The following is a 25,514-nucleotide window of genomic DNA, read 5'->3' as shown; positions in this document are numbered from 1 at the left end:
AATCGGAATCAATCGAGAATTGGCTGTTCGGCGAGCCGGACTTTCAGCGACAATCATAAACGGCGCAATCCAGAGAACGACGGAGACTTGAAGGCATGTCCGAAGATCCGCTATTCAATCTGGAGACCGACCCGCTTGTTCCCGACGAGGAACTGGAATCCGAACCGTCGGCCCAGGCCCAGGTGCCACCGGTCGTGATGATCCAGTACCGGAATCGAGGCATCCCGCCGGTTCTGTTGTTTCCAACGACGTTGATCCTGTCGCTGGGCATGTTCGCCGCGTACCACTACTTGTTCGTTGCGCCCCGGCAGCGTGAGCTTCAGGAGCAAGCGCGGGCGCAAGCGGCGTCGTTGGCGGTTGCGACGAAGACGGAAGCGGAAGAGATCAAGCCGCCGGAGCCGCCGCTGATGGCCTTGTCGCTGGACAGCCAGCCGTTGCCGCCGGGCTTCCAGTTTCCGACGCCGATCGTCAAGGACGCCGACGCCACGCGGGTCGTCGCCAAACCCGTCGGCGACCCCGAGGCGGAGCCTTCGATCTGGGACCAGTTGAACGCCGAATCGGAGAAACCGACGGTCGCGAAGTCGGAGGTTCCCGCCGCCGTCGTCGCGCCGTCGCTCGCGACCGAGCCTCGCAAGGAAACCGCTCCGTCGCTGGCGATCGGTGCCACCAGGCCGCCGGACGTGCCGAAAATCGAGCCGCCCAAGGAAGTCGCCCTGGGACCGGCGGCCGCCGCGCCGAAAGACGTCGTGAAACCCGACGACGTGAAGCCCGCCGCCGTTGCGGCGCCGGTCGAGACGCCACCGCCGACGCCGACGCCCGAGGAGATGCAGCGGTCGTTGGAGGCCGAGGCCGAGGCCAAGCGCATCGAGCGGGACGAGCAGGCGAAGATCAAGGATCTGGCCCGCATCCAGGTCGAGAACGAGGCCCAGGACCGCGTCGAGGGCGAGCGCTCGCTGTTCCGCGAGGAGCTGAAGCGGATCGTCGCCGCCGGAGGTTCGGGGGCCGGTCAAGAGATCGACGAACTCTGCGACAAGTTCGGCCGCACGTACAGCAGCGACCTCAAAGCCCAGGTTCTTGGTCTTCTGTCGCGGTATCACGGCAAGGTCTCGCGCGACATCGAGGTCCGCATGCTGCGGTCGCTCGGCATGCCCGAGCCCGGCATCCTCGATTACCTGGCCAATAACGTCCACCGGTCGATCAACTCCCGAAACGGCCCGCACAGCCCGGACGAAGTTCGCGTCGCCGCCGCCAAGCAGTTGCTCCGGACGAAGCTGCTGTCGAATCCCGCTATGGGCGTCGGTGCGCCGGCCGCGCCGACTCGCGTCCGCCAGCCGCAGGCCGCTCGCGGCGCGGTTTCTCGACCGGCGCGGTAATATTGTCTGGATTGACCGCGAAGAACTACCGAACTCGAGTCGTCCGACGCTCTTTCTTAATGTTCGTCCTCCCACGGGGACGGGGATTGAAACAAACAATCATGAAATCGCTGCTGGTAAATCTGGCTTCGCTCGGCTGTCTCGGCCTCATCGTTTCGGGTTCGGCGGTCGCCGACGAGCCGTCGGCCGCACTCAAGGCGGGGACCGAACTGTTGAAAACGGGCGACCGTCTGGCCGACGAGGGCAAGGCCGGCGATGCGCAGATTCAGTACAAGACCGCCTTCGAGAAGATCCTTCCCGGACTCCGGCGAATCCCGTTCAAGCATGAAGTCAAGCGCGACGTCACCAAGCGCGAGAACCTGAAGGCGATGCTTCTCAAGGACTTCGATGAGGACATGACTCCCGCCGAGTTCGAGGCGAATGAGAAAGCGCTCAAGGCGTTCGGGATGGTCGCCCCCGCTGTCGACTTGAAGGCGCTTTTGGTTCAGGTCTATTCCGAGGAGATCGCCGCGTACTACGATCCTCGGACCAAGACGATGTACATGATCGAGGAGCCGGAAGCCAAGAAGAAGGAGCCGCCGACGTTCTTCGACCGGCTGTTCGGCAAGACCCAGGGGTTCGATAAGGACGAGAACAAGACCGTCATCGCCCACGAGATGACGCACGCCCTGGCCGACCAGCATTTCGACCTCGAAGGGCTCCATCACGACTCCAAGAACAACGACGACCGGTCGCTGGCCGTCTCGGCCTTGATCGAGGGGGAGGCGACGCTCGCCATGATGGGCGTGGGCATGGACGACTGGGACGGCACCGAGATCGTGAAAATGCCGGCCGACGGCCTCGATCGCGGGATCAGCATGATGACCCCGTTCCTCCCCATGCTGGGAGGCGGCAAATCGCTCCGCGACGCTCCTCCGGTCATCGTCGAATCGATGATGTTCCCGTACCTCCGCGGCATGGTCTTCTGCGCCCACCTGGCGAACAGCGGCGGCTGGGAGGCGATCGACGACGCGTACAAGAACCCGCCGCTGTCGACCGAGCAGATCCTCCACCCTTCGAAGTTCCGCAAGCACCCCGACCTGCCGACCGAGATCGACCTGGGCGCGCTCAAGCCTGGCGACGGCTGGAAGGAGCTGGGCCGCAACGTGCTTGGCGAGCTGCAAACAGCGATCCTGCTTCGCAAACAGAAGGGCTCGGCGGCGGCCGCCGGCTGGGACGGCGACCGCTACGCGGTGTTCGAGGGGCCGGGCAAGAAGCTCGGCCTCGTCTGGTTCACCACCTGGGACGCCGACGACGAGGCCCGCGAGTTCGCCCAATCGTACGTTCGCTACCAGACGGCCCGGATGGGTAAGGATTCGTTCCAGCCGAGCCGCATCCCCGACTCGCTCTGGCGGTGCGTGGACGACGTTTGCCGCGTGGTCGAGCGCCGGGGACCCGACGTCGTCGTAGTTGAAGGTTTCCCCGGCGGCGCCACGGCCGCGCTGGTCGAGGCGGCCTTCGCAGCCAAGAAAACCGAAATCCAGCCTTCGCCTCGCAAGATCAAGCCGAGCGACGCCCCCAAGACGTCGGCTCGTGAATCGACCCTCGAAGACGCTTCCCGGCCTGGCTAAGCCTTGGCCGCGAGGCGTTCCAGCCTCTCCCTCCTCCAGCCACGGGTGCCATGACCATGAATCTGAACATGACCATGTCCCGATCCATGAGGTTCGCCCTCGTCGCCCTCGCCTGCGGGCTCGCGACGTGGTTCCATCCCGCCCTCGCCGTCGCCCAGGACGCTGAACCGACCGACAAGCCGAAAGCCTCCGCGAACGACGACAAAGGCCGTTCCGACTCCAAGAAAGCGGACTCCAAGTCGTCGGACGCCAAGGAGTCGGCCGAGGCGGAGCCTGAGCACGTTTACAAGACCGACGAGGAATGGCGCAAGCTTCTGACGTATGAGCAATACATGGTGACCCGGATGAAGGCGACCGAGCCGGCCTTCTCGGGCAAGTACGCGCACGGCCACCCCAAGGGGACGTTCCTTTGCGTCTGCTGCGGGGCCAAGCTGTTCGACTCCCGCCACAAGTTCGAGTCCGGGACCGGCTGGCCCAGCTTCTGGCGGCCGATCACGGCCAAGGCGCTCGACGAGACCCTGGACCAGAGCGAGATCGAGCCCCGGGTCGAAGTGACATGTGCTCGCTGTGGGGCGCATATCGGGCACGTGTTTCAAGACGGCCCGCCGCCGACCGGTCTCCGATACTGCACCAACTCGCTCTCGCTCAAGCTCGACTCGGAGCCCGTGAAACCCACGACCTCGAACAAGACCTCGTCGCGAGGCGTTCGCAAGCGCACGACCCCGTCCACGAAGTCGGCTTCCAAGAACTCCAAACCGTCCGCCGAGCACGGGCCGGGCTCCACGTCCGGCGGCGGCGCTTCCTGACGAGTCAGGTGTTACGCTTCGGCTTCATTCGCTCATCGAGCCAGGTGATCAGGTCGCGGGCGTAGCGGGTCGGGTCGGGGTCGAATTCCAGGGTGTGGCAGCCGTCGGGGTAGTCGATGACCCGGCGGTCGGTCGACGCCAGTCTCTTGAAGTAGGTGAGCGTCCGGGCGTTGTCGACGATCCGGTCCCGACCGGCCAGCATCAAAAGCGCCGGTTGATGAAGCCGGCGCGGGGCTCGCTTGATCATCCGATCGATAAAGAAGCTCGCCGCCATCAGCCCTGCCGTCCCCTCGCGCAGGCTCAGCGGGTCGTTGCGGATGAACTCCTGCTTCTCGACGTTGTCAGTGAAGAGGGCCGGATCGGCGAGTGGGATCGGGAAGGTCTTGCGACGGTTGAAGATCGCGGCCCCGGCGATCCGCAGCTTGACGGCCAAGGACACGCCGACCTGGGGTTCGAGCCCCGGGCAGACCAGCGCGAGCGCATCGACCAGTTCCGGCCGGCGAACCGACGTCAGCACGGCGACCTTGCCCCCCCAACTGATCCCCGCGAGCGCGACGGGCAGGTCAGGGCTCTCGGTCTTGAGGCGGTCGATCCATTCGGCGATGTCGTTCACGAGTCGGCCGCCCGATGGGGCGTGGCCGCGATCCTGCTGGTTCGGGCCCGAGCCCCGGCGGTTGGGGAACGAGGCGGTGTATCCGGCCCTGGCGAGCGTCTGGCCGAGTTGGTGATACCAGCCTGAATGGCTCTGGACGCCGTGCAACACGACGACCTGCCCCTTGACTTCGCCGACGGCCCGCCAGACGGCGACGTGCAGCTCGTAACCGTCGGACACTCGGAAGCGAACGTCGTCGTGTGGAAGCTCAGTCATACGTGATCACTCGCCTCTCGCGCGTCATGGCGGCCAGCAGCTCGGGGTCGACTTCGACGCCCAGGCCAGGGCCCTTGAGCGGCCCCGCGCGGCCGCCGTAGCCGAACGTGATATCGTCGCGCGTGAGGTTCGCCCGGAGGATGTGGCGGTCGTACGAACCTTCGAGATAGCAAATGCCGTCGACCCGGCTCGCGACGTGCCGGCCCGCCGCCGACAAGATCGCGGTCTCGCCGGGATGGCAGCCGAGCTGGACCCCCAGCCCGCTGCGATGGGCCAACGCCATGATCCGGAGCGACGGCAGAATCCCGCCGCACTTGGAGAGCCGGACGTTGAGCACGTCGGCCGTCTTCCGTTCGACGGCGGCGACTGCGTCGGGCCAGCCGCAGAGCGACTCGTCGAGCATCACCGGCACCCCCAACCGGGGCCGGAGATCGGTCAGCGCGTCGACCTCGGCGTGAGCCACGGGCTGTTCGAGCACGGACGGACGGAACCGGAGCAGGGGGGCGACCTTGGCGAGCAAGTCGGCCGCCGGCCAGGCCTCGTTGGCGTCGAGCCTGACGTCCATCCGCCGTCCCAGGATGCGCCGGAGCGTTTCGAGTCGCTTCGGGTCGTCCTGGCCGACGACGCCCACCTTCGTTTTCACGTCACGGAAGCCGTATACGCGAAACTTGATTGCCGAGACGATCTCCTTGCGACGCGATTCGGCCGTGATCGCCGCGCTGTAGCGAGCCCCGCGCGGGGCGTCGAAACGCCTCAGGCCGTCGACGTCCGCCAGCTCGACCGCCCGGCCGATCGATTCGCCGAAAGTCCGGCCGTAGGCGTCCAGAACGGCCAACTCCAGGGCGCATCGGGCCGCGTTGCCGGCCATCCCGCGCGGGTCGGCGTCGATCTCGGGCAGGCTGAGCCGTTCGAGCCGGCCGACGACCTCGGCGAAGCTCGACGGTTTGCCGATCGTCCGCGCCCAGTCCGAGCCGCTGAGCGCCTTGAACGTCGAGTCGATCGTTTCGCCGGTGACGTACGACCGCGGAACGCCTTCGCCGTAGCCCGCCTGGCCGGTCGTCAGCTCGACCCGAACCACGAGGTTCTCGCTCGACGTCCGCTCATACGAGGCGTGCTTGATCGGCTTCTTCAATGGCACGTCGATCCGGAACAATTCCAGCTTCCGGATCGCGACGCCTCCCCGCCCCGGGGCCGCCGCCTCGGGTTCTCTCGCCGCGGTCGACCGATCAGCCAAGACCCTCTCCTTCACCGCTTTCAAGGACCGCCCGTCGCTCGCGATCGGAACATACCGTCCTGCCGAGCCGGCCGCCATGAATAAGGAGAAGCCTAACACATCGCGGCCGTTCGGTGCTCGATCGCCTCGATTTCAAGAGCATTGGCCACTGGCGGCTCGGATCGAGTAGACTAGCGATCTGGTGCATCGAGGCAAGCTTTGACGGTTGAGTCGACGGCGGATTCAAGCCGATCGCGGGGAGGGGGCGTCATGACCATGTTGTTCTGGCCGATCGCCTTCCTCGTCATCGGGCTGTTGCTCTTGATCGTCGAAGTTTTCGTGCCGTCGGGCGGTTTCATCGGCTTCAGCGCGCTGTTCTGCGTGGGCCTCAGCCTGTGGCACGCATTCCAGTACTCGACGCGTCTCGGCGCCGTCTTCCTGGTCGTCGATTGCGCGGCGGTCCCGATGACGGCGATGCTGGCGTTCTGGCTCTGGACGCACTCGCCGATGTCGCGCAAGTTCTTTCTCAAGCCCCCCGCGCCTGACGAGATCGGCGTCTCCCATCCTGAATTGAACCTTCCGCTCGTCGTCGGCTGCGAGGGCCGGGCGCTGTCGCCCTTGCGCCCGAGCGGACACGTCGAGATCGAAGGCCGGCGCTACGACGGGTTGGCCGAAGAAGGCTTCATCCCGGAAGGCGCGCTGGTGCGGGTCGTGCGATCACGCTCCGGGCAACTGGTCGTCCGGGCTTTACGACGACCGGCCGACGTCGACTCGTCCCAGCTCGGGACGCGTGCGTCGGCCGCTGCTCCCACCGAACACATCGCTTCTCTCATTGAGGATTCTCCATGATTTTCACGCTTATAGCGCAGGCGCCTCCCCCCCAGATTCCGATGTCGACGCTGTTCTGGCTGGGGATCATCACGGTCGGCGTGATCGCGCTGCTGGGCGGAATTTTCATAACCAAATATTTCAACCTCTGGATTCAGGCGTTCCTGACCCACGCCAACGTCAGCATCATGGATCTGGTGGGGATGTCGTTCAGGAAGGTAAATCCGAATATCATCGTCCGGTCGAAGATCATGGCGTACCAGGCGGGTCTCTCGGAGAAGGACGGTCTTACGACGCGGTCGCTCGAAGCGCACTATCTGGCCGGCGGCAACGTGCCCAACGTGGTCCGGGCGTTGATCGCGGCCAACCGGGCCGACATCCCGCTCTCGTACAAGCGCGCCGCCGCGATCGACCTGGCCGGTCGTAACGTGCTCGAAGCTGTGCAGACGAGCGTCAATCCCAAGGTCATTCCCTGTCCCGACCCGGCCCAGGGGCGGCCGACGATCGACGGCGTCGCCCGCAACGGCATTCAGTTGAAGGTGAAGGCGAAGGTCACGGTGCGGACCAACCTCGACCGGTTGGTCGGCGGCGCCACCGACGAGACCATCATCGCCCGCGTCGGCGAGGGCATCGTCAACGCCATCGGCTCGGCGGAGACTCACCTGCAGGTGCTCGGCAAGCCCGACTCGATCTCCAAGCGCGTACTGGAAAAGGGTCTCGACGCCGGAACCGCGTACGAGATCCTCTCGATCGACATCGCCGACATCGACGTGGGCGACAACATCGGCGCCAACCTTCAGGCCCTCCAGGCCGAGGCCGACACCCGCGTCGCCCGGGCGAAGGCCGAGGAGCGGCGGGCGTTCGCGGTGGCCCAGGAGCAAGAGCAGATGGCCGCAGTGCAAGAGAACCGGGCCAAGGTCGTCGCGGCCGAGGCCGAGATTCCGCTGGCCATCGCCGAGGCCTTCCGGAAGGGCAACCTCGGGATCAACGAGTATTACAATCTGCGCAACATCCAGGCGGACACGGAGATGCGGAACTCGATCGCCGACGCCGGCAACGTCCGCCGCGAGGCCTCCGGCGCCCAGCAGTAACCGTCGACGGCCCGCCGACCGCCTCGCCTCGCCCCGGCTTGCATCCAGGGATCAACGCTCATGAGACTTGAAATCCTGTTCCAGTTCATCGTGCCGCTGACGTTCCTGGCGATCTGGGCGCTCACGTCGCTGCTGAATCGCGAAACCCAGCCCTTGCCCCCACGACCGGTGCGCCCGGGTGCCCGGCCCGGCCCAGGACAGGGGCCGGGGGGCGAACGAGGGCTGGCGGAAGGGACGCTTCAGGGGGCGGCCTCGCGCGATCTGGCCTTCCGGACGCCGGGCGCTCCTCCGGAAAGCGAGCCGCGACTCGCGGCGAACCTCAACGACGCCAACGTCTACGTCATGGACGACGAGGTCGTCTTCGTCGATCCGGTCACCAATCGCCGGATCATGTCGGCGCCGATTCGCAACGCGGCGGCCGCGGCCGTCGCCGCCCGTGGCGGGCCGAAGCCCCAGCGCGGTACGCAATCGCGGAAGGCCGGTCGCGGGCGTCGCACCGCGGCGCCGGCTCGCCCGACTCAGGCCGAGCCCGAAACGCGTCGCGCGCTTTCCGACCAGGTGGGCCGGTCGATGTCGCTGAGCCGCGGCCGACCGCTCGACACCGCGCCGCTGACGTCGAATTTGACGCCCCTGTCCGCGTCCATGATCAGCAGCAGCGCGCCCGCTCGCGACCTGGGGCTTGAGCGCTCGTCGGCAGGGCCGCTGCTCCAGGCGCGCGATATCAAGGAGATGCTCGGCACTCCGACTAAACTGCGCGAAACCATCGTGCTCGCCGAGATCCTCCAGCCGCCGGTCAGCGTGCGGCGGCGGCTGCGCAGCCGTTGAGCCGCGACCGCCGCGACGACTCGGCGTCGGCCGATTCTCGTCGTTCTCGCGGTCGTCGGGATTCGCGCGCCTTCAACGAGTCTGAGCGATTCACGGCCCCTCTCGTCTCCGACCGAGGATCTTCGGCCGAATCGCCTGAAGTCGGCTCACGGGGACGTCGATACCCTGCGTGGACGGGAAATCGTCCAAGCTCAACGCCAATGGCATGGCACCGCTCGATACGCCAGGGTGGCATCTCCACGGATGGAGTGTGTCCGATTCTCGGACGAACACTCGATCACGACATCAAGCGAACCCCCGATTGATGAGGAGATGCACGATGACGCTCCATCGTCGCCGGATGCGCCGGGTGGTCCCCGGCGTATTCGCAGCGCTCGCCGCGTTGAGCTTGCTGGCGAGCGCGCCGGCCGCTTCTGAACCGACCGACGACGCCATCGCCTGGCGCGACGACTACGGCTCGGCCCTGGCGGAAGCCAAGGAACGCGATCAACTGCTCTGGATTCAGTTCACCGGCCCCTGGTGTCCGAACTGCGCCCGCATGGAGCAAGACTCGTTCACGCAGCCGACGATTCGCGAACAGGCTCGAACCGGCTTCGTGTCGGTCAAGCTCCAGTCCGACGTCAACGCGGAGCTGGCGGTCGGCTTCGGGCTCTCGGGACTCCCCGCCAGCGTGATCGTCGACCCGTCGCGCCAGGTTCTCGAAGTCCACCAGGGGTATCTCGGCCCCGAGGAACTCAACGGGTTCCTTCGCCACGCGATCTCGCTCCGCGAGCCCAAGCCCGCGAACAATCCGACGCTCCTGGCTTCTCGCCCCAAGATCCCGGACCGCGACTCGTCGAAACCCGCCGACGCGGCGGCCGATTACGGGCCGCCCAGGCCGATCAAGAAGGAGACCAAAGCGGCGCTCTCGGGTTACTGCCCGGTCAGCCTCGTCGCCGACAAGCGGTTGATCCACGGCCAGGCCGAGTATACCGTGACGCATCAAGGCCGGTTGTACCAGTTCGCCAATCTGGTCACGTTCAATCGGTTCCGCCGCGACCCCGAGCGTTACGTCCCCGTCAACGACGGCCTCTGTCCCGTGAAGCAGCTTGACGAGAACAAGTCGGCGGCGGGCGATCCTCGCTTCGGCGTTCTCTTTCAGGGACGGCTCTACCTGTGCGCGTCGAAGGCCGAGCGCCAGCGGTTCCTTCAAGAACCCGCTCGCTACGCCGCGGTGGGGGTGGCCGAGAAGGGCTTCTGCCCGCACTGCCTCGTCGAGAGCGGCGAGTTCGTCCGCGGCGACCCCCGATACAGTCTGACTCAAGAGGGCCGCCGCTACTGGTTCCCCGACACGAGCCACCGCGACGCCTACCTGGCCTTGGCCCCGTCGAATTCCACCCGCCGTTGAGGCTCGTCGGCCGGCTGGAGCATGGTTCGCGTCCGCTCCGGCATCCGATTTGCACCGTCGACTCGCTTCGGCGGCGAGGTCGGGCACGATCCACGAGAGGCGGTCAGCCACGTTATGGATGCATCGAGACGACGGCTGTTCTCGGCGATGAACCTCGGCGGGCTGACGCTCAGAGAAGCGTTGCGGCGAACGTGGGTCAAGATCAATGAACACGAGATCATGACCCGCGCCGCGGCGATCACGTTTTACGCGATCGCCGCCCTCGTGCCGTTTCTGGCTCTGGTTTTCCTGCTCGCCGCGTACCTCTTGCCCTGGCTCACTCACGGACAGGCGATCGACCCGGTTCAGCCGCTCGGCATGCTCTTGCCGGCCGAGGCGGCCGAGATGCTGGCGACCGAGCTTCAGAACATCCGCCAGCGGCCGTCGACCGGTCTGCTCTCGTTCGGCACGATCGCCTTGCTCTGGTTGAATTCCAGCCTGTTCGTCGCGGTGATGGATTCAATGAACCGGATCATGGGGGTCGAGGAGACCCGACCCTACTGGAAGCAGCGGCTGATCGCGGTCGTCATGACGCTCGCCGAGGCCGTGATCCTGATCGCGGTGCTCGCCAGCACGCTGCTCTGGCCGCAGATTCTGGGCTGGTTGAAGCTCGACGTCATGACGGCGTTTCTCGTCACCGCGATCCACGCGTTCACCGTGTTCGTCATGGTGCTGATCAGCTTCGCCGCCGCGATGTACTTCGCTCCTGACGCCGACCAGCGGTGGGAGTGGATCACGCCCGGCAGCCTCCTCGGCGCACTCGTTCTGGTGTGCGTGAGCTTCCTATTCCGGTTTTACGTCCAGCGCTGGGGCAACTACGGCGCGACGTACGGCTCGCTGGCCGGCGTCGTCGTGCTGACGAGCTGGATGTGGCTGTGCAGCGTCGAGCTGCTGGCGGTCGCCGAGTTCAACAAGGTCATCGAAGACGCATCGCCGTTCGGCAAAGACTACGGCCAACGCCGCGAGAGCGCCGGGACGCGCGCCCGGGCCGTCCGGGGAACGTCCGACGCACCGCGTTCGAGCCGGCCTCGGTCGACATTCTGGCTGCCCGCCTTCTTCCAGGCCCGCGCCGACCGCCGTCGCGACCAGAAGACCGACGACAAGACGGCCGGCGACTGACGACCGTTGCTCGCCATCCGCCCGCCTTTGAGACGCAACGCGTCGGGACGCTCGTTCGCCACCGGTCCTTTGCGGTAAGATGACGACGTCTGGACTGCGAGATCGAGGGAAAGGAGCGCGCGGCGAAGTCGTGAATTTAGACCCGGAAGCCGACCGCGCATGGGATGAGGCGACCCGAGAATCGAACCGCGACGACTGGACTCGACCCAACTCGCGGCGGCCTCTCGGGGGGTTGCGGGCGATCGCCAACGTGCGCGACGACGAGCTTGAGACTCTCGGGCGGGCGGGGCTGTTCGTCTTCAGCCTGCTGGCGGCCAATTACCTGATCCGGCCGATCCGCGACGAGATGGGGGTCGCCGGCGGGCCGAAGCATCTTCCCGCGTTGTTCGCGGGCACGCTGGCCGCGATGCTGCTGGTCTGGCCCTTGCTCTCGGCATGGCTCGGCCGGCGCGCCGGGAGGAGCAGTTTGGGACCGATCCTGCGGGCGCAGCAGGTCATGTTGCTGGCGTTCTTCGGGGCCTTTCAGCTCGTCCCCGCCGAGGGTTTCGCCTGGACGGCCCGACTGTTCTTCGTCTGGGCGAGCGTCACGAACTTGCTGATCGTCTCCCTGGCCTGGGGCTCGCTCGCGGGGCGATTCACCAGCGACCAGGCGCACCGGCTCTTCGGCCTGATCGCGGCGGGGGGCACGCTCGGCGCGATCGCCGGTTCAGCCTTGGCGGGCGTGCTCGGCCGGTATGCGGGGCCGTCCCCCTTGATGCTGCCGGCCGTCGTGTTCCTGGATATCGGCCTCCGCGCGGGGCGTCGCACGACGGCGACGACGCGTCTCTCCCGACCGGACGTCGATCCCGAGACGGAAGCGTCGTCTTCGCGGCCGCAGGTTCGCGGAGGGCTTTACCTCGCCTGCCTCGGGCTCTGGACGCTCCTGTTCACCACGACGTCGGCATTCGTTTATCTGGAGCAGGCGCGGATCGTGGAAGCATCGATCCACGATCCGGCCGTCCGCACGGCGCTCTTCGCCCGGATCGATCTGCTGGTCAACGTCCTCGGCCTCGTCATGCAGGTCGTGCTCACGGCCTGGATCTTGAAGAAGCTCGGCGTCGGCGGCGCGGCGGCGATGCTGCCGGCTGTGACCCTGGTGGGAATGATCGCGCTGAGCCAGCGGCCGACGGTCGCGACGGTTCAGTGGTTCCAGGTGGCGAGGCGGGCGATGGACTACGCCGTGGCGCGCCCCAGTCGCGAGGTCTTTTACACGGTCGTCCCGTCCAGGGAGTTGATGCGGGCCAAGGGGCTGATCGACACGGCGGTCTACCGCGCCGGCGACGCCGCGGGCGCGTGGGCGTACGGTTTGCTGGCCGCCGCGCCGGGGATGTCGCGGGCCGCGCCGACGGCGGTCGTCGCGCTCTCGATCGTCTGGATCGCGCTGAGCCTCGGTCTGGGGAGGGCCATGAAGCGTCGCGTCGCATGCAATCGCGAGCGGAATTATTCGGCTTGATCTCGGAGCGAATAAGCCCTATTTTGTGCGGTGCCGAGATGCACGGATTCAGCAGCAAGGGATTGCGACCTCGAAGAGGTATCAGGCGGACGGCATCGCCTTCCCCACTCCAACAGCCTCGCACCTTGCTTGCCACCTTGTCCTTTTGGCTGTTCCCGCGTCGTCGAACGCACAGTGACTTCGATCTCCTCTGACAATCATCATCGCCGTTCAGCGCGAGGCCATGTCGCGAACCGGGAAGGTTCGCCGTCGTGGACGACTCCTCGGTGTTCGGCCCGGTATTTCGAGCTGAAGGAGAATAGCCCGATGACCGTTCGTTGGAAGCCCCTGTTGATTCTTTCGGGACTCTTCCTCGTGGTCGCCCTCGTCGGGGTGGTCGCGATCACGTTCACGCTGTCGCCTCGGTCGTCCCAGAGCGTGCTCAAGCAAGCTCGGACCGCCCGCGACGCGGGTCGGCTCGCCGACGCCGAGATCTATTTCCAGCAGGCCCTTCAGCTCGAACCCAAGAGCGCCCCGATCCACGAGGAGTTCGCCGAGCTGTACGAGGCGATGGCCGAAACGGCCACGGCCGACCGGCGCGATTTCTGCCGGACGCAGCGGCTCGACCATCTGGTCAAGGCGGTCAATCACGACAAGACCGCCAAGTCGCCGCGGATGCGGCTCCTCGGACTCGCCATGGCCGAGGACGGCTCGCAAGACGCGGTCTACTGGGCTCGCGAGGTCGTCAAGCTCGACCCGACCAACCTCGACTCGAACTTCGTGCTGGCCTTCGAGGCCCTCGAATCGCGGTCGCCGAACATCCCCGAGGTCAAGCGGCAGCTCAAGACGCTTGAAGAGGGCAAGGCTCCGGAAGTGCGCCGGCTCTTGGTTCAGGCCCGTCTCGCCGAAGCGACCGGCGATGAAGCGGGGCGCAACGCCGCGCTGGCCGCCGGCCGCAAGCTCGAACTGCCGGCCGACGCCGAACCGACCGACCTGATGGCCAAGCTCCGCCTCACGGCCCTCGACGTCCAGACCCGGACCGTCCCCGCAGAACGCGCTGAGCAGGTCAAGAGCATGCTCGCGATCTCCGACCGCATCCTCGCCGCGGCCGAGGTCGGCTCGCAGCGGGTCACGCGGCTGAGCTTCCTGCTTGAACAGGCCCAGCGCGACCTGATCCGCCAGGCTCGCGCCGCCGGCAAGGGCGAAGCGGTCGACCCGCTGGTCGAGACCATCGAGACGCAGCTCGCGTCGATCTTCCAGAAGAGCCGACAGGCGGGCGACCACGTGGACTTCCAGATGTTCTTGACCTACGCCGACCACCTGCGGTTCCGGCAGCAGCGCGACCGCTGCCTCCAGGTCGTCGACGAGGCCTTGGCCCTGCCGATGGCCTCGCGCCCCAGCTCAACGCAGATCGCCATGGGCTTGCACGTCGTCGCGTCCGAAATGGCGCTGGTCAAGGCCGACGACCCGTCGCGGTTCGATAAGGCCGCCCCGCATCTTCAGGCCCTGATCGCCTCGACCGAGCCGCGTTATCAGGGGCTCGGCCACCTGTTCCAGGGAGCCGTCGACCTCGATCGCTCGGGCCTGGTCCGCACGATCACGAAGACCGGCGAGAAGAACGAAGCCGAAGCCACGGTCCAGCACAAGCTGCGAGCCAGCGCGCTCGGCCACCTGAAAGCGGCCGCGAGCCAGCTTCCAGACCTCGCCGAAGCCCAGGCGCGATACGGCGTCGCCCTGGTCCTCAACCAGGAGCAAGCGCTCGGCCGACAGTACCTCCAGAGCGCGTTGCGGATGGCGAACCTCGACCCCCAGTACCAGTTCTGGGCCGCCTGGACGATCCTTCAGGCCGGCTACCCCGAGGAAGCCGCTCCGATCATTGAATCCCTCTTCAGCCAGCTCGCCCAGGGCACGATCCCGGCCGACATGAAGGTGGTGCTGCACCAGCTCAGCGGCGAGCTGTACCAGGCTCGTCGCGGCCCCGGCGACCTCGAACGGGCGGCCAAGGAATTCGAGAAGGTCACGGCGATGGGCAAGAACGCCGACTCCGGCGCGGCGCTCCGCCTGGCCCAGATCGACGTCCAGCTCGGCAAGTTCGACGACGCCATGGCGAAGATCGAACAGGTCCGCAAGCAGGGCAAGGGCGACCCCGCCGCCGAGAACCTCGCCGTGCTCGTCCTCGAACAGCAGGGCAAGAAGGACGAGGCTCGCAAGCTGGTCGTCGACGCGCGGGCCAAGTTCCCCGAGTCGGCCGAGCTGGTCGGCCTCGACGCCGCGCTCAAGGCGAAGGACGGCAAGGCGGACGACGCCGAGAAGACCCTGGCTGACTACCTGACCAAGCACCCCGACAACATCAACCTCGGCATGATGCGGGCCCAGTTGCTCGCCGCCGAGCCGTTGAAGCGTCCCGAAGATGCCCGCAAGCTCCTCACCGAACTCGCCGAGCGGACTGACAGCTCGTCGCCGATGGTGCAGCTCGCTCTTCTTGAAATGGACCGCGACCTCGACGCCGCGGCCGCCGTGGTCGCCAAAGTCAAGGCGCGGTGGAAGGAAGGGGCGACGGGCGACGTCCTGGAAGGGCAGCTCTCGCTGAAGCGGGGCGACGTCACTGGAGCGATCGGGCATTTCAACGAGGCCCTCAAGAAGGACCCCGAAAACAAGATCGTCCAGTTCTGGAAGGCCCAGCTCGACGGCAGCACCGGATCGGTGGCCGAAGCCTCCAAGGCGCTTGAGAACATCGTCCGCGACCGCCCGAGCAAGGAGGTCGATTCCGGCGTCACCCTGCTGACCGCCGCGCAGTCGGCCCTGGCGAGCCTGTCGCTCAAAAACGGCAACGTCGACGACGCGATCCGCCGCTACGAGGAACTGAAGAAGAGCAGCGAGACCGGCACCCTGACCCGGGGCGACCGCTGGCAGTTGATCACCGCCTACGTCGCCAAGGGGCAATGGCCGATCGCCAAGCGCGAGCTGGCCCTGATTCTCAACGACACGAAGCAGCTCGCCTCGGACGAGGAGCGGGTTCGCGGCGCCAACCTCTACCGCCAGCACAAGGAAGACGAAGCCGCGCTCGCCCAGCTCGACTACGTGCTCAAGGTCAACCCGGCCCACCCGGCGGCGGTCGTCACCCGGGCGTTCATCCACCTCAAAGCGAAGCAGTACGACCTGTCGTCGACCGTGCTCCGGAGGGCGATCGACCTCTCGAACACGCCCGAGCAAAAGGCGCCGGAAGTCCTCTACCTGATGCTGTCGGCCGTCGTCAACGAGACGCCTCCTGAAGGGACCGCCTCGGAGCGCGCCCTCAAGATCATCGACGAAGGGCTCGCCACGCAGCCCAATTCGTTGCAGCTCGTGCAGGCCAAGTACCTGGTGCTCTCGAAGGCCGGCGACTCCAAGCAAGCCCTCGCGTTCGTCGAGTCGAAGGCCAAGGACGAGCCCAAGGGGCCGTATCGGCGCATGCTGATCGACGTCTACCGCGACCAGAAGAACTTCGAGGGCGCCGAGAAGCTGCTCCGCGAACTGGCCACGGAATTCCCCGACGACGTCAACGTGTCGGCGGCCCTGGTCGAGGTCGCGTCGCTGTCCGCGGCACACGCCGCGGCCTCGGGCGACGCCGACCGGACCCGCGCGGCCGAGGAGAAGTCGGCGAACCTGATCCGCGAGTTCCGAGCCAAGTACCCGTTGAACCTCACGTTTCTCCAGGCCGAGTGCGACCAGGCCGCGCGGGGCGGCGACTACACCCGGGCCCTCGGAGTCACCGAGGAGATCGACAAGGCGGCCAAGAACTCGTCGATGGGGCCGCTCTTGCGAGGCCGGTTGTTCTCCATGATGAATCGTCCTCGCGACGTCGCCAAGGCGTACGCCGAAGCGGTCGAGCGGGAGCCCCGACGGCTCGACGTCCGGGTCTGGCTGGGCAAGACCTCGCTCAAGCTCGGCGACGTCGACCAGGCTCTCCAGCAGGCGGAATACGTCATCAACGCCAAGAAGGACCAGCTCGACGCCGACGCGCTTCAGGCTCGGCTGCTCCAGGCCCGGGCGCTCGACGCCTCCGGCTCCAGCGACGCCCAGCGGGAGGCCGCGCGGGCCAAGGCCGTGACCCAGCTCGAAGCCGTCATCGCCATCGAGCCTCGGTTCCTCGAAGCGTACCAGACGATCGCCGAGATCGAGATGAAGCGGAATCGACGCCCCGCCGCGATCGCCATCCTCAAGCGGGACCTGACCGCGAACCCGAACGACGGCGCCGCCCTGGCCCAGTACGTCCAGCTCCTGTCCGAGCCCGACCCGGCGAGCCCCGGGGCCCGGTCGGTGGGACTCGACGAGGCCAAAAAGTTGGCCGCCGAGATCGGCGAGCGCGACAAGAAGGGGTCGCTGATCCTGGCCGTCGGAGTCGGCTATCACAAGGCCCGCCGCCTCGAACTGGCGCTGCCGTGGTCGGAGAAGGCCGCGACCATGCTCGATTCGCCCGTCGCGCACCTGAACCTCGGCGACTTGCTCCTCTCGCTCGCCGAGAGCCAGCCCGAGCCGGCCAAGGCACGTCCCTACTTCGAGCGCGCCGTGCAGCAGTACGACCTGGTGCTCAAGGCGCAGCCGAACTCGATCGAGGCCGTCAACAACAAGGCGTGGGTCATGCACAGCTCGCTCGGCCAGAGCCAGCAGGCCCTTGAACTGGCCCAGGCGCTCTTGAAGCGGGTCAATCCCACCGCGTTGCCCGGCGAGTTCTACGACACGATGGGTGCCATCCAGGAAGCCGTCGGCCGGACCACCGACGCCGAGCAGTCGTACCAGGAAGGGCTGAAGCGGTCGCCCGACCTCGCCGTGCTCCACTACCACTACGGCAAGCTGATCGCCGCCGACAAAACCCGCACCGGCCGCGCCAAGGACCACCTGGCCAAGGCCATCGCCGGCCGCGAACAGCTCAGCCCGGTCATGGCCGACGACGCCGTTCGCTTGGTGCAGCAGATCAGCGACGCCGGTTCGCGGTAACAAGGCGAGCCGGACGGCCGGCTCTGGATACGATCAAACGGGGCGGCGCTGCGATCTTCGCGGCGCCGCCCCGCTCTCATTCCGGGCTGGACGCAAAGGCGCGTTTCGCTATCGTGGCTCCCGATCTCGTGGATTCGACTCGCGCCGCGGCGTCCGTTCGCGGCGTTCCTCTGAACCAGGATCAGGAGCGCTCAGGATGAGTCTCGTCGCCGAAAACAAGCTGATCGAAACCCTCTCTCCGCACGAGCGGATGGATTTCGCCGGCCTTCAGCATTACTTCCGCGTCGGCCAATCGGCGCTTGACTGCGTTCACGAAGGGCTTCGCGCCGCGGGCAAGACGACCATCGCTGCGGCGCCGTTCGACGTGAAGACGATTCTCGACCTCCCTTGCGGTCAGGGGCGGGTGATCCGCTACCTTCGGCAGGGCTTCCCCGACGCCGAGATCACCGCGTGCGACACCAGCCGCGAGGGAGTCGACTTCTGCGCCGAGACGTTCGACGCCGTGCCGGTCTACTCGCGCGACGAGCCCGAGGAGATCCCGGTCCGGCGCGACTACTACGACCTCGTCTGGGTCGGCTCATTGTTTACGCATCTCGACGCCGACATGTGGAACCGGTTCTTGACCGCATTCCGGTCGGCCCTCAAGCCGGGCGGCGTGCTGATCTTCACGACCCACGGCCGCCTCGCCTACGAGTACATGTCGACCAAGGCGTTCCACTACGGGCACGACGAGCGCGGGCTCGAAGAGTTGGCCCGCCTCTACGAGCAGGCGGGGTTCGGCCACGTCCACTACACGGGCCACAACAGCTACTACGGCACGTCGATCTCCCGGGCCGACTGGGTCGTCGACCGGATTCGAGCGGTCGACGGCCTCCGTCTCGTCCAGCACGCCGAGCACGCCTGGGACAATCACCAGGACGCCTTCACCTGCCAGCGCGACCACTGATAGCGGGCGGCCGGCGGGTTGGTGACGCGAGCGCTCGACCTTTCTCGACAGCGACGATCGGTCGTGCTACGTTGTCTGAATGGATTTCAATGACGCCGGGCGAAGAACCGATGCGTTCCCGCCTCGGCGTCGTCATCAGAATGTCTCTGGAGCTTGAGACGCCATGTCATCAGGACGCGCCATGATTTCGACCAGGAAGTTTTGCGGGCTGATTCTGGGATTCGGAGCCTGCCTGGCCTTCGGCACGCCGACCTTCGCCGAGGCCGCCGACAAGCCGCAAGTGGTCCTCGAGACCACACTCGGCAAGATCACTCTGGAGCTCGATCCGGAGAAGGCGCCGATCACGGTCGAGAACTTCCTCAAGTATGTTGACGACGGGTTCTACGACAACCTGGTCTTCCACCGCGTAATCCCCGGTTTCATGATCCAGACCGGCGGCATGTCCGACAAGATCGTGGAGAAGCACGAGGGCCAGCGAGCGCCGATCAAGAACGAGTCCGGCAACGGCCTCTCCAACAAGCGCGGGACCATCGCCATGGCGCGCACCAACAATCCCAATTCGGCCACCAGCCAGTTCTTCATCAATCACGCCGACAACGCGAACCTCGACAGAGCGGGCGGCGGCTACGCGGTCTTCGGCAAGGTGATCGACGGCTTGGACGTGGTCGACGCCATCGCCAAGGTCGAGACGACGACCAAAGGCCCTCACGGTGACGTGCCGGTCAAGCCGATCTACATCAAGAGTGCGACCCGCGTGAAGAAGTGACATTCGCCGCGGCAGGCTGGGCAAAGGGCGTGCCGGCGTCTTGACCCCGGCTGAAATCGCATCTAAGATTGCGATTTGCCGGGTTACGCCCTTCAGGCCGGTTCCTCCCTGATTTGCGCAAGCCTTTCCCAGCCTTGTTCCGTCTTTAGGAGTCACGTATGGCTCACGTCGTCGCCGAGCCTTGCTTCGACTGCAAGTACACGGATTGCGTGGTCGTCTGCCCCGTCGACTGCTTCTACGAAGGCGCGCAGATGCTCTACATCAGTCCTGATGAGTGCATCGACTGCGAAGCATGCGTTCCCGAATGCCCCGTCGAGGCGATCTTCCACGAAGACAACTTGCCCGACGAATGGAAGGATTTCACGGCTCTCAACGCCGAGATGACCCCGACCTGCCCGGTCATCAACGAGAAGAAAGACGCCCTCGAGACCGAGTCGTGCGACCAGAGCCGCAAGAAGGGCTGAGCGCAGCGCGAGCGTCTTGATCGAATTGGGCCGGCACCAGGCCGACCGTCATCAACCCCGGAGCTCTTTCCGGGGTTTTTTTGTTGGCGTTCGGCTCCCGCCGGGGGCGGCCGGGGCTCAATCGCTGGCAGTCGGCGTGCTCGACGGCTCGGTCTCCGCGCGTGCCGCCTGCTTCGGCGCTTCGGCCAGGACGCCCGACCATCGGAGAAAAAGGCCGACCGCGATGCAGACGACGGCCGAGACGCTCATCACGCGCGTGACTCCCCAGATGCTCGCCGCACGCCCCGTCCAGAGCGCCCCGATCGGCACCGTGCCCGAGAAGATCACCATCCAGACCCCCATGATCCGGCCGCGCAGATGGTCGGGGATCGTGAGCTGGATCAGCGTCTGGGTCGACGCGTAGAACATTGCCGCGCCGAAGCCCGCGCCCAGCAGGCAGCAGGCGGCGGCCGCGATCCGGCCGTAGTGCGGCCAGGTCGGCGGCACCCAGTACGGGTAAAGCGATGCGGCCAGCAGAAACGTCGAGAAGATCAAGAGCCCGACGACGACCAGGCGGTCCTTGTGCCGCCGATGTCCAAGTCGGGCGACGGTGAGCGCGCCGACGGTGGCACCGGCGCCGCCGCAGGCGAGAATCAGGCTGTAGCCGCCGACCTCGGCGCCGACGACCCGCCGGGCGTAGGCGGGCGTCATCGACTCGTACCCCATGCCCATCAGCCCGAAGAAGCCCATGAGTGCCAGGTGTCGGACCAATCGCGGTTCGCCGCGAAGGTAGGCCAGTCCCGCCAGCACGTCGTGGAAAGCCGCCCCCTTGCCGCCTCGGGCCCGGTCCGGCCGAACCGTCGGCTGGATCGCGAAGACCGCGGCGATCGCCGCGAGGTAGCTCACCGCGTTGACCGTGAAACAGCCCGCCGCGCCCAGGACCGATATCCCCAGCCCAGCCAGCGCCGGGCCGATCACCCGCGTCGCGTTGAACAGCCCCGCGTTGAGCGCGATCGCGTTGCTCAGGTTTTCGGTTCCAACCAGGTCGTAAAGGAACACCTGCCGGCTGGGCAGCTCGAATGAGACGCAGATCCGCGCGAGCGCCAGAATCACCACCATCTGCCAGAACTGCACGATCCCCAGACCGACCAACGCCGCCAGCAGGAAGGCGCAGGCCATCTGGCCGAACTCCATCGTCACGATCATCGCCCGGGGCGCGACGCGGTCGGAGACGGCGCCGGAGAACAGCCCGATCAGCAGCCCGGGCATCAGGTTGGCCACCTCGACGACGCCCAGCAAAAACTCCGATCGAGTCTGCTCGTAGACCAACCAGCGCACGGCCGCGGCCTGGAGCCAGGTGCCGATCAGGCTCACGCCCTGTCCCATGAAGTAGAGGCGATAATCCCGTTGTGCAAGCGAGGCGAACATGCTGGGGCGACGCGGTCGCGACGGAACCACCCGGGGCGAAGATTCGGCGGCGGTCATCAAGCGTCCCCGGACCTCTCGGCGCGAGCGATCGCGACGGCAGGGGCGTTCGGCCCGAGAAGGCTCGCCGCTCCGTAAACGATCGCGGCCGCCAGATAGGCGTACAGCGCGGCGGGTTGAATCGATCCCAGCCGCGTCGAACCAGTCAGACCTTCCATCACGGGTGCGAGTCCGATCAAGACCCCCAGCGACCACGCCGAAACCCCCGGCAGTCGCCAGCCGGCCCGAACTCCGGTCCATCGTCCGCGACTCAAGAGCGACTCGGCCGTCATCACACCGGCCACGGGTGCGAAGAGGGCGCCGCTGATCGTGAAGATCGTTTCCAGCCGAGCCGCCAGAGCGGTCGCGGCCAGCACAAAGATCAATCCGCAGCCCAGACAGACGCCGGCCCGTTTCTGCAACACCGGCCAATGAGCCCGGAACCGCGACGTGTAGATCGCCGATCCGTAGCAGGCGGGCGCCAGGGCGGCGACGCCGAACAGGAGCAGCAGCAAGCCCGCCGCCTTGCCCCCGGCCGTTGCGCCGATGCCTCGAAACAGGGCTCCTTGAAACGAGCCCCGCGCCGGGATCCAATCCAGGCCTCCAGCCATTTTCGAGACGCCCGGATCGCTCGCGCCGAGAACCAGGGCCGAAAGCACCGTCACCGCCCCGGCCGCCAGGATTCCCAGCCAGCCGCCGATCCGGACGTCGCGGCGCTCGCGAACCGCCGCCCCCCATTCCACGCCTATCAGGCCGGCGAACGCGAAGTATCCGAACACGAGCTGGAAGATCCTCGGCTCGATCAGCGCGGCGGTGGCCGGCCGGCTCGTCAGCGTCCCGTCGGGGACTACGTGCGCCCAGGCCCAGGCGGCGGCGAGAATCAGCAGCAAGGCCGCGACGGGGGCGTAGACTTTCAACAGGGCCGCGATCACGCTCACCAGTCGCAGCCCGTTGGCCGCCGTGATGATGAACGTCCAGAAGGCCACGCAGACGAGGAACAACGGACTTTCGAGGGGCAAGCCGCCGAAGTTCCCGCGCAGGACGCCGGCGGCGTCGATCAGGTTCCACGAGATCAGGCCGAGCAGGATCAGCTTGACCGAGAAGTAGATCGACACGGCGCACCAGACGAGGCCGAACAGACCGAAGAGCACTCCGGCGATCCACTCCGCTCCCTCGGTTCCCAGCGACGCCGAAGCGACCACCGGCAGCCGCTCGCCGCTCGACCAGCCGAGCCGCGCGGGCCTGTCGTACAGCAAGAGATAGCCCGCGATCAGGGCGAGCAGCGCGCTAAGGAACGGGCTCAGCAGGCCGGCCGAGCCCTGGTCGACGGTCCCCAGCGGGTCGAGGAACGGAACCCAGACGAAGACGCCGAGGTACGCGGGAGCGATCGTCGTCAGCCATGACCGTCTATGGACGATCGGTCGATCGATCTGCGACTGGACGACCGGTGGAAACGCGGCGGAAAGCGGCTCGATGATTGGGGAGGAAGTCACGATGATCAGGAATCCAACGATGGCATGGTCTTGGACGACGCACGTAAGGGCGTTAGTTTACCATGATTGGCGGTGGGGCCGGAGATCACAGAATGAAAAGGCCGGATAGCATGGCGTCGCGAATCGCACGATACGCATGGGCCGCGCCGACGACGCTGGTCGGGCTCGCGGCTGGCTTGCTGACGCTCGTCACGGGCGGGCGCGGGCAGGTCCGCAGCGGCGCGCTGGAGTTCTACGGCGGTTTCGCCACCTGGCTCGCCCGCGCGGTCGGGTTCGGGGCGATGACCCTCGGCCACGTGATCCTCGGCCGCGACGCCCTTTGCCTCGACCTGTTTCGCGACCACGAGCAGGCTCACGTCCGGCAGGTGGAACGGTGGGGGATCGCCTTCATCCCGGCGTACCTCGCGGCGAGCTACATCGCCTGGAAGAAGGGCCTCCACTACTACCACGACAATTGGTTCGAGCGCGACGCCCGGATCGCCAGCGGTGAAGTCGAGGGACCGGGACTCGACGTATCGGAGGCGGACGTGTCCAGCCTGTTCGAACCGCCGCCGGTTCACAAGGAGCGGCATTTCACGGCGAGCGCCCTGGTGCATGACATCGTGATCGGCGTGTCCGACGGCTTGACCGTCCCATTCGCCCTGGCGGCCGGTCTGTCGGGAACCTCGCTCGCCAACAACCTGATCGTCACCGCGGGGCTGGCCGAGGTCGCCGCCGGCTCGATCGCCATGGGCCTTGGCGGCTACCTCGCGGCGCGGAGCGACGCCGAGCACTTCGCTAGCGAGAAGATCCGCGAGCAGCGCGAGATCGAGAACGTCCCCGACATGGAGGAACGCGAGGTCGCCGAGATCTTCGAGGCGTACGGTCTGAACACGTACCAGATCGAGCCGATCCTCGACGCCTTTCGCGAGCACCCGGCGGCCTGGGTCGATTTCATGATGCGGTTCGAGCTGGGCCTGGAAGAACCCGATCCCCGCCGCGCGTTTTCGAGCGCCTTCACGATCGCGACGGCCTACATCGTCGGCGGCCTGATCCCGCTCTCGCCTTACATGCTGCTGCACGTCACGAGGCAGGCGCTTCTGGCCTCGATCACGGTGACGTTGCTGGCGCTCTTCGTCTTCGGATTCGTCAAGGGGCGGTACACCGGGACTCGGCCGTTGCGGAGCGCCTTGCAGACGACCCTGATCGGCGGCCTCGCGGCCGGCGCGGCGTTTTTGATCGCGCGGGTCTTTTCCTGATTCGCCGCCTCGAAACCGCGCCCTCGGGGCCGACGTCCGGACGCGGGTAGCCCCTTGACACTGCCCGGCTTACGTTGTCTATTTCACGATCGTTCCTTCCGCAAACGCCTCTCCACGATCCACGACCAGAAGAACGCCATGAGCACACAAACGACTGCGGCCCCGAGCCAACTCCCGGACTATCTCGCGAGCGCCACGCCCAACCCGTCGGCCAACCGCGCCCCCTGGTATACGAACACGGCACCCACGTTCGCCGGAGTGTTCCTCTGGTTCATCTTCTGGAACTCGGTCTCGTCGAGCGGTCTAAGCACCGGCGGTCTCTGGCCGAGCATCATCGGAATCGTCGTGGCGGCGTTGATCTGCCACTTCCTGTTCTACCTCGCGCCGGGCCTGCTCGGCATGAAGACCGGTCTCCCGTTGTACGTCGTGGGGACGTCCACCTTCGGCTCGCTCGGCGGCCTCATCATGCCCGGCTTCTTGATGGGGGCCTTGCAGTTCGGCTGGCTCGGCGTCAACTCGTGGGGATCGGCCACGTTCTTGAAGGAGAGTTTCGGCGGCGGAGACGGGATGTTTTATGCCCTCTGCGTCATATGGGCCGTGGGCGCGGCGTTCGTTGGGCTGAAGGGCATCCAGTACGTCGCCAAGGTCGCGACGTTCTTGCCGATCATCCCGCTCGCCGTCCTGATCATCGGGCTTGTGTTGTTCGGGGGCTCGGCGTTCAGCTACAAGCCCACAGCCGAGCCTGCTGCGTCCGGTGGCGCGATGACGACCATCCTGCTGATCGTCACTTACATCGTCGGCTTCTTCGCCACGGCCGGTGCGGCGGGGGTCGACTTCGGCACCAACAGCCGCGACGGGGACGATGTGAAGAAGGGTGGATACGTCGGCATCCTTGCGGCCATCGTCCTGACGGCCGTGATCTCGGTGCTCGTCGTCGCGGGGGCGCGGGCGTCGGGAGCGATCGACGGTACGGTCGTCAACATGACGGACGCGCTGGCCACGAAGCTTTCGCCCGGGTTCTTCAAGGCCGTCATGATCGGCCTGACGCTGGCCTCATTCCCCGGTGCCTGCTTCTCGTCGTTCATCGCCGCGAACAGCTTTAAGACGGTCATGCCGAAGGTCAACCCTTTGGTCTCAGTGGGCATCGGGACGATCGTCAGCATCGCGCTTGCCGTGACGGGTTACGCGGGCGACCTGCCGAGCGTCTTCGGCATCATCGGCGCGTCGTTCGGCCCGATCTGCGGGGCGATGACGGCCGACTACCTGCTCAACGGCCGCCGTTGGAGCGGGCCCCGCGCGGGCTTCAACCCGGCCGGCTGGGTCGCCTGGGCGCTCGGTTTCTTCGTCGGCGTCATGCCGAACCTGCACAAGGTCGAGAGCCTGGCCAACGCCATCCCCGACGTGCCCGCCGCCCCGGTCGTCGCCTACGTGGTGGGCTTCGTGGTCTACGCCGTCTGCTTCAAGATCGGCGTCAAGACCCCGGTGCTCGACATGCCCAAGCGGATCGACGCCTGATCGACCAGAGCGAGATTAGAGCCAAAACGACGGGCCGGGCGA

19 protein-coding genes are annotated in these 25,514 nt (G+C 66.6%); 15 read left to right on the top strand and 4 right to left on the bottom strand.

Going from position 1 to position 25,514, the window contains the following annotated elements:
• The first annotated feature begins 95 nt into the window (after positions 1-95).
• From BSF38_RS09160 to msrB, 3 genes are all read left to right on the top strand, one after another.
• On the top strand, positions 96-1,373 hold the full coding sequence (locus BSF38_RS09160; protein ID WP_076344952.1) for a hypothetical protein: 1,278 nt from the start codon (positions 96-98) through the stop codon (positions 1,371-1,373).
• A 101-nt stretch (positions 1,374-1,474) separates the two neighbouring features.
• Positions 1,475-2,983 (top strand): hypothetical protein, encoded by a 1,509-nt coding sequence (locus BSF38_RS09155; RefSeq protein ID WP_076344950.1) that lies wholly within the window; start codon positions 1,475-1,477, stop codon positions 2,981-2,983.
• A 56-nt stretch (positions 2,984-3,039) separates the two neighbouring features.
• Positions 3,040-3,789, top strand: a complete 750-nt coding sequence (gene msrB, locus BSF38_RS09150; RefSeq protein ID WP_237170814.1) for a peptide-methionine (R)-S-oxide reductase MsrB — start codon at positions 3,040-3,042, stop codon at positions 3,787-3,789.
• A 4-nt stretch (positions 3,790-3,793) separates the two neighbouring features.
• Here msrB and BSF38_RS09145 read toward each other — a convergent pair whose 3' ends face one another.
• On the bottom strand, positions 3,794-4,657 hold the full coding sequence (locus tag BSF38_RS09145) for an alpha/beta fold hydrolase (protein ID WP_076344948.1): 864 nt from the start codon (positions 4,655-4,657) through the stop codon (positions 3,794-3,796).
• The gene (locus BSF38_RS09140; RefSeq protein ID WP_076350711.1) at positions 4,650-5,891 is read right to left on the bottom strand and encodes an enolase C-terminal domain-like protein; all 1,242 of its coding nucleotides are present in this window, start codon (positions 5,889-5,891) and stop codon (positions 4,650-4,652) included. The genes BSF38_RS09145 and BSF38_RS09140 overlap by 8 nt, the downstream gene beginning before the upstream one ends.
• Positions 5,892-6,140: 249 nt before the next feature.
• Between BSF38_RS09140 and BSF38_RS09135 the strand changes: the two genes are divergently transcribed.
• The 10 genes from BSF38_RS09135 (at position 6,141) to BSF38_RS09090 (ending at position 19,783) form a co-directional block, all read left to right on the top strand.
• Positions 6,141-6,719 carry an NfeD family protein gene (locus tag BSF38_RS09135; protein WP_076344946.1) on the top strand — a complete coding sequence of 193 codons (579 nt, stop codon included), beginning with the start codon at positions 6,141-6,143 and terminating at the stop codon, positions 6,717-6,719.
• Entirely contained in the window at positions 6,716-7,789 is a 1,074-nt protein-coding gene (gene floA, locus BSF38_RS09130; protein WP_083712814.1) for a flotillin-like protein FloA, read from the top strand. The genes BSF38_RS09135 and floA overlap by 4 nt, the downstream gene beginning before the upstream one ends.
• A 60-nt stretch (positions 7,790-7,849) precedes the next feature.
• A complete protein-coding gene (locus tag BSF38_RS09125; RefSeq protein WP_076344944.1) occupies positions 7,850-8,614 on the top strand; it encodes a hypothetical protein in 765 nt (254 codons plus the stop codon).
• A gap of 319 nt (positions 8,615-8,933) precedes the next feature.
• Positions 8,934-10,001 carry a thioredoxin family protein gene (locus BSF38_RS09120; protein WP_076344942.1) on the top strand — a complete coding sequence of 356 codons (1,068 nt, stop codon included), beginning with the start codon at positions 8,934-8,936 and terminating at the stop codon, positions 9,999-10,001.
• A gap of 114 nt (positions 10,002-10,115) precedes the next feature.
• The gene (locus BSF38_RS09115; protein WP_168189351.1) at positions 10,116-11,159 is read left to right on the top strand and encodes a YihY/virulence factor BrkB family protein; all 1,044 of its coding nucleotides are present in this window, start codon (positions 10,116-10,118) and stop codon (positions 11,157-11,159) included.
• Positions 11,160-11,289: 130 nt separating this feature from the next.
• Entirely contained in the window at positions 11,290-12,651 is a 1,362-nt protein-coding gene (locus BSF38_RS09110; RefSeq protein WP_083712811.1) for an NTP/NDP exchange transporter, read from the top strand.
• A gap of 306 nt (positions 12,652-12,957) precedes the next feature.
• Complete coding sequence (locus BSF38_RS09105; RefSeq protein WP_076344938.1) at positions 12,958-17,607, top strand: tetratricopeptide repeat protein; 4,650 nt, start codon at positions 12,958-12,960, stop codon at positions 17,605-17,607.
• Between the two features lie 196 nt (positions 17,608-17,803).
• Positions 17,804-18,553 carry a class I SAM-dependent methyltransferase gene (locus tag BSF38_RS09100; protein WP_076344936.1) on the top strand — a complete coding sequence of 250 codons (750 nt, stop codon included), beginning with the start codon at positions 17,804-17,806 and terminating at the stop codon, positions 18,551-18,553.
• Between the two features lie 181 nt (positions 18,554-18,734).
• Positions 18,735-19,319, top strand: a complete 585-nt coding sequence (locus tag BSF38_RS09095) for a peptidylprolyl isomerase (protein ID WP_076344934.1) — start codon at positions 18,735-18,737, stop codon at positions 19,317-19,319.
• Positions 19,320-19,477: 158 nt separating this feature from the next.
• Positions 19,478-19,783 (top strand): ferredoxin family protein, encoded by a 306-nt coding sequence (locus tag BSF38_RS09090; protein WP_076344932.1) that lies wholly within the window; start codon positions 19,478-19,480, stop codon positions 19,781-19,783.
• Positions 19,784-19,900: 117 nt separating this feature from the next.
• Here BSF38_RS09090 and BSF38_RS09085 read toward each other — a convergent pair whose 3' ends face one another.
• Positions 19,901-21,247 carry an MFS transporter gene (locus tag BSF38_RS09085; RefSeq protein WP_076344930.1) on the bottom strand — a complete coding sequence of 449 codons (1,347 nt, stop codon included), beginning with the start codon at positions 21,245-21,247 and terminating at the stop codon, positions 19,901-19,903.
• Positions 21,247-22,719: a hypothetical protein gene (locus BSF38_RS30630; protein ID WP_076344928.1), complete on the bottom strand. Its 1,473-nt coding sequence runs from the start codon at positions 22,717-22,719 to the stop codon at positions 21,247-21,249. Before BSF38_RS30630 ends, BSF38_RS09085 begins: the two co-directional genes overlap by 1 nt.
• A 536-nt stretch (positions 22,720-23,255) precedes the next feature.
• Between BSF38_RS30630 and BSF38_RS32595 the strand changes: the two genes are divergently transcribed.
• Both BSF38_RS32595 and BSF38_RS09070 read left to right on the top strand, forming a co-directional pair.
• On the top strand, positions 23,256-23,957 hold the full coding sequence (locus BSF38_RS32595; protein WP_076350708.1) for a VIT1/CCC1 transporter family protein: 702 nt from the start codon (positions 23,256-23,258) through the stop codon (positions 23,955-23,957).
• A gap of 138 nt (positions 23,958-24,095) precedes the next feature.
• Positions 24,096-25,472, top strand: a complete 1,377-nt coding sequence (locus tag BSF38_RS09070; RefSeq protein WP_076344926.1) for a purine-cytosine permease family protein — start codon at positions 24,096-24,098, stop codon at positions 25,470-25,472.
• Positions 25,473-25,514: the final 42 nt, after the last annotated feature.

The sequence above is a fragment of the Paludisphaera borealis genome, from assembly GCF_001956985.1.
Lineage (GTDB): Bacteria > Planctomycetota > Planctomycetia > Isosphaerales > Isosphaeraceae > Paludisphaera > Paludisphaera borealis.
This window is presented reverse-complemented; position numbering and strand designations above follow the sequence as displayed.

What these genes read in the sequence shown, in the direction of transcription:
- BSF38_RS09100 (WP_076344936.1), top strand. Translation starts at nt 17,804, where the DNA reads ATGAGTCTCGTCGCCGAAAACAAGCTGATCGAAACCCTCTCTCCGCAC.
- BSF38_RS09115 (WP_168189351.1), top strand. Translation starts at nt 10,116, where the DNA reads ATGGATGCATCGAGACGACGGCTGTTCTCGGCGATGAACCTCGGCGGG.
- BSF38_RS09145 (WP_076344948.1), bottom strand. Translation starts at nt 4,657, where the DNA reads ATGACTGAGCTTCCACACGACGACGTTCGCTTCCGAGTGTCCGACGGT.
- BSF38_RS09095 (WP_076344934.1), top strand. Translation starts at nt 18,735, where the DNA reads ATGATTTCGACCAGGAAGTTTTGCGGGCTGATTCTGGGATTCGGAGCC.
- BSF38_RS09160 (WP_076344952.1), top strand. Translation starts at nt 96, where the DNA reads ATGTCCGAAGATCCGCTATTCAATCTGGAGACCGACCCGCTTGTTCCC.
- BSF38_RS09125 (WP_076344944.1), top strand. Translation starts at nt 7,850, where the DNA reads ATGAGACTTGAAATCCTGTTCCAGTTCATCGTGCCGCTGACGTTCCTG.
- BSF38_RS09085 (WP_076344930.1), bottom strand. Translation starts at nt 21,247, where the DNA reads ATGACCGCCGCCGAATCTTCGCCCCGGGTGGTTCCGTCGCGACCGCGT.
- BSF38_RS09135 (WP_076344946.1), top strand. Translation starts at nt 6,141, where the DNA reads ATGACCATGTTGTTCTGGCCGATCGCCTTCCTCGTCATCGGGCTGTTG.
- msrB (WP_237170814.1), top strand. Translation starts at nt 3,040, where the DNA reads ATGAATCTGAACATGACCATGTCCCGATCCATGAGGTTCGCCCTCGTC.
- BSF38_RS09105 (WP_076344938.1), top strand. Translation starts at nt 12,958, where the DNA reads ATGACCGTTCGTTGGAAGCCCCTGTTGATTCTTTCGGGACTCTTCCTC.
- floA (WP_083712814.1), top strand. Translation starts at nt 6,716, where the DNA reads ATGATTTTCACGCTTATAGCGCAGGCGCCTCCCCCCCAGATTCCGATG.
- BSF38_RS09120 (WP_076344942.1), top strand. Translation starts at nt 8,934, where the DNA reads ATGACGCTCCATCGTCGCCGGATGCGCCGGGTGGTCCCCGGCGTATTC.
- BSF38_RS09090 (WP_076344932.1), top strand. Translation starts at nt 19,478, where the DNA reads ATGGCTCACGTCGTCGCCGAGCCTTGCTTCGACTGCAAGTACACGGAT.
- BSF38_RS09155 (WP_076344950.1), top strand. Translation starts at nt 1,475, where the DNA reads ATGAAATCGCTGCTGGTAAATCTGGCTTCGCTCGGCTGTCTCGGCCTC.
- BSF38_RS09070 (WP_076344926.1), top strand. Translation starts at nt 24,096, where the DNA reads ATGAGCACACAAACGACTGCGGCCCCGAGCCAACTCCCGGACTATCTC.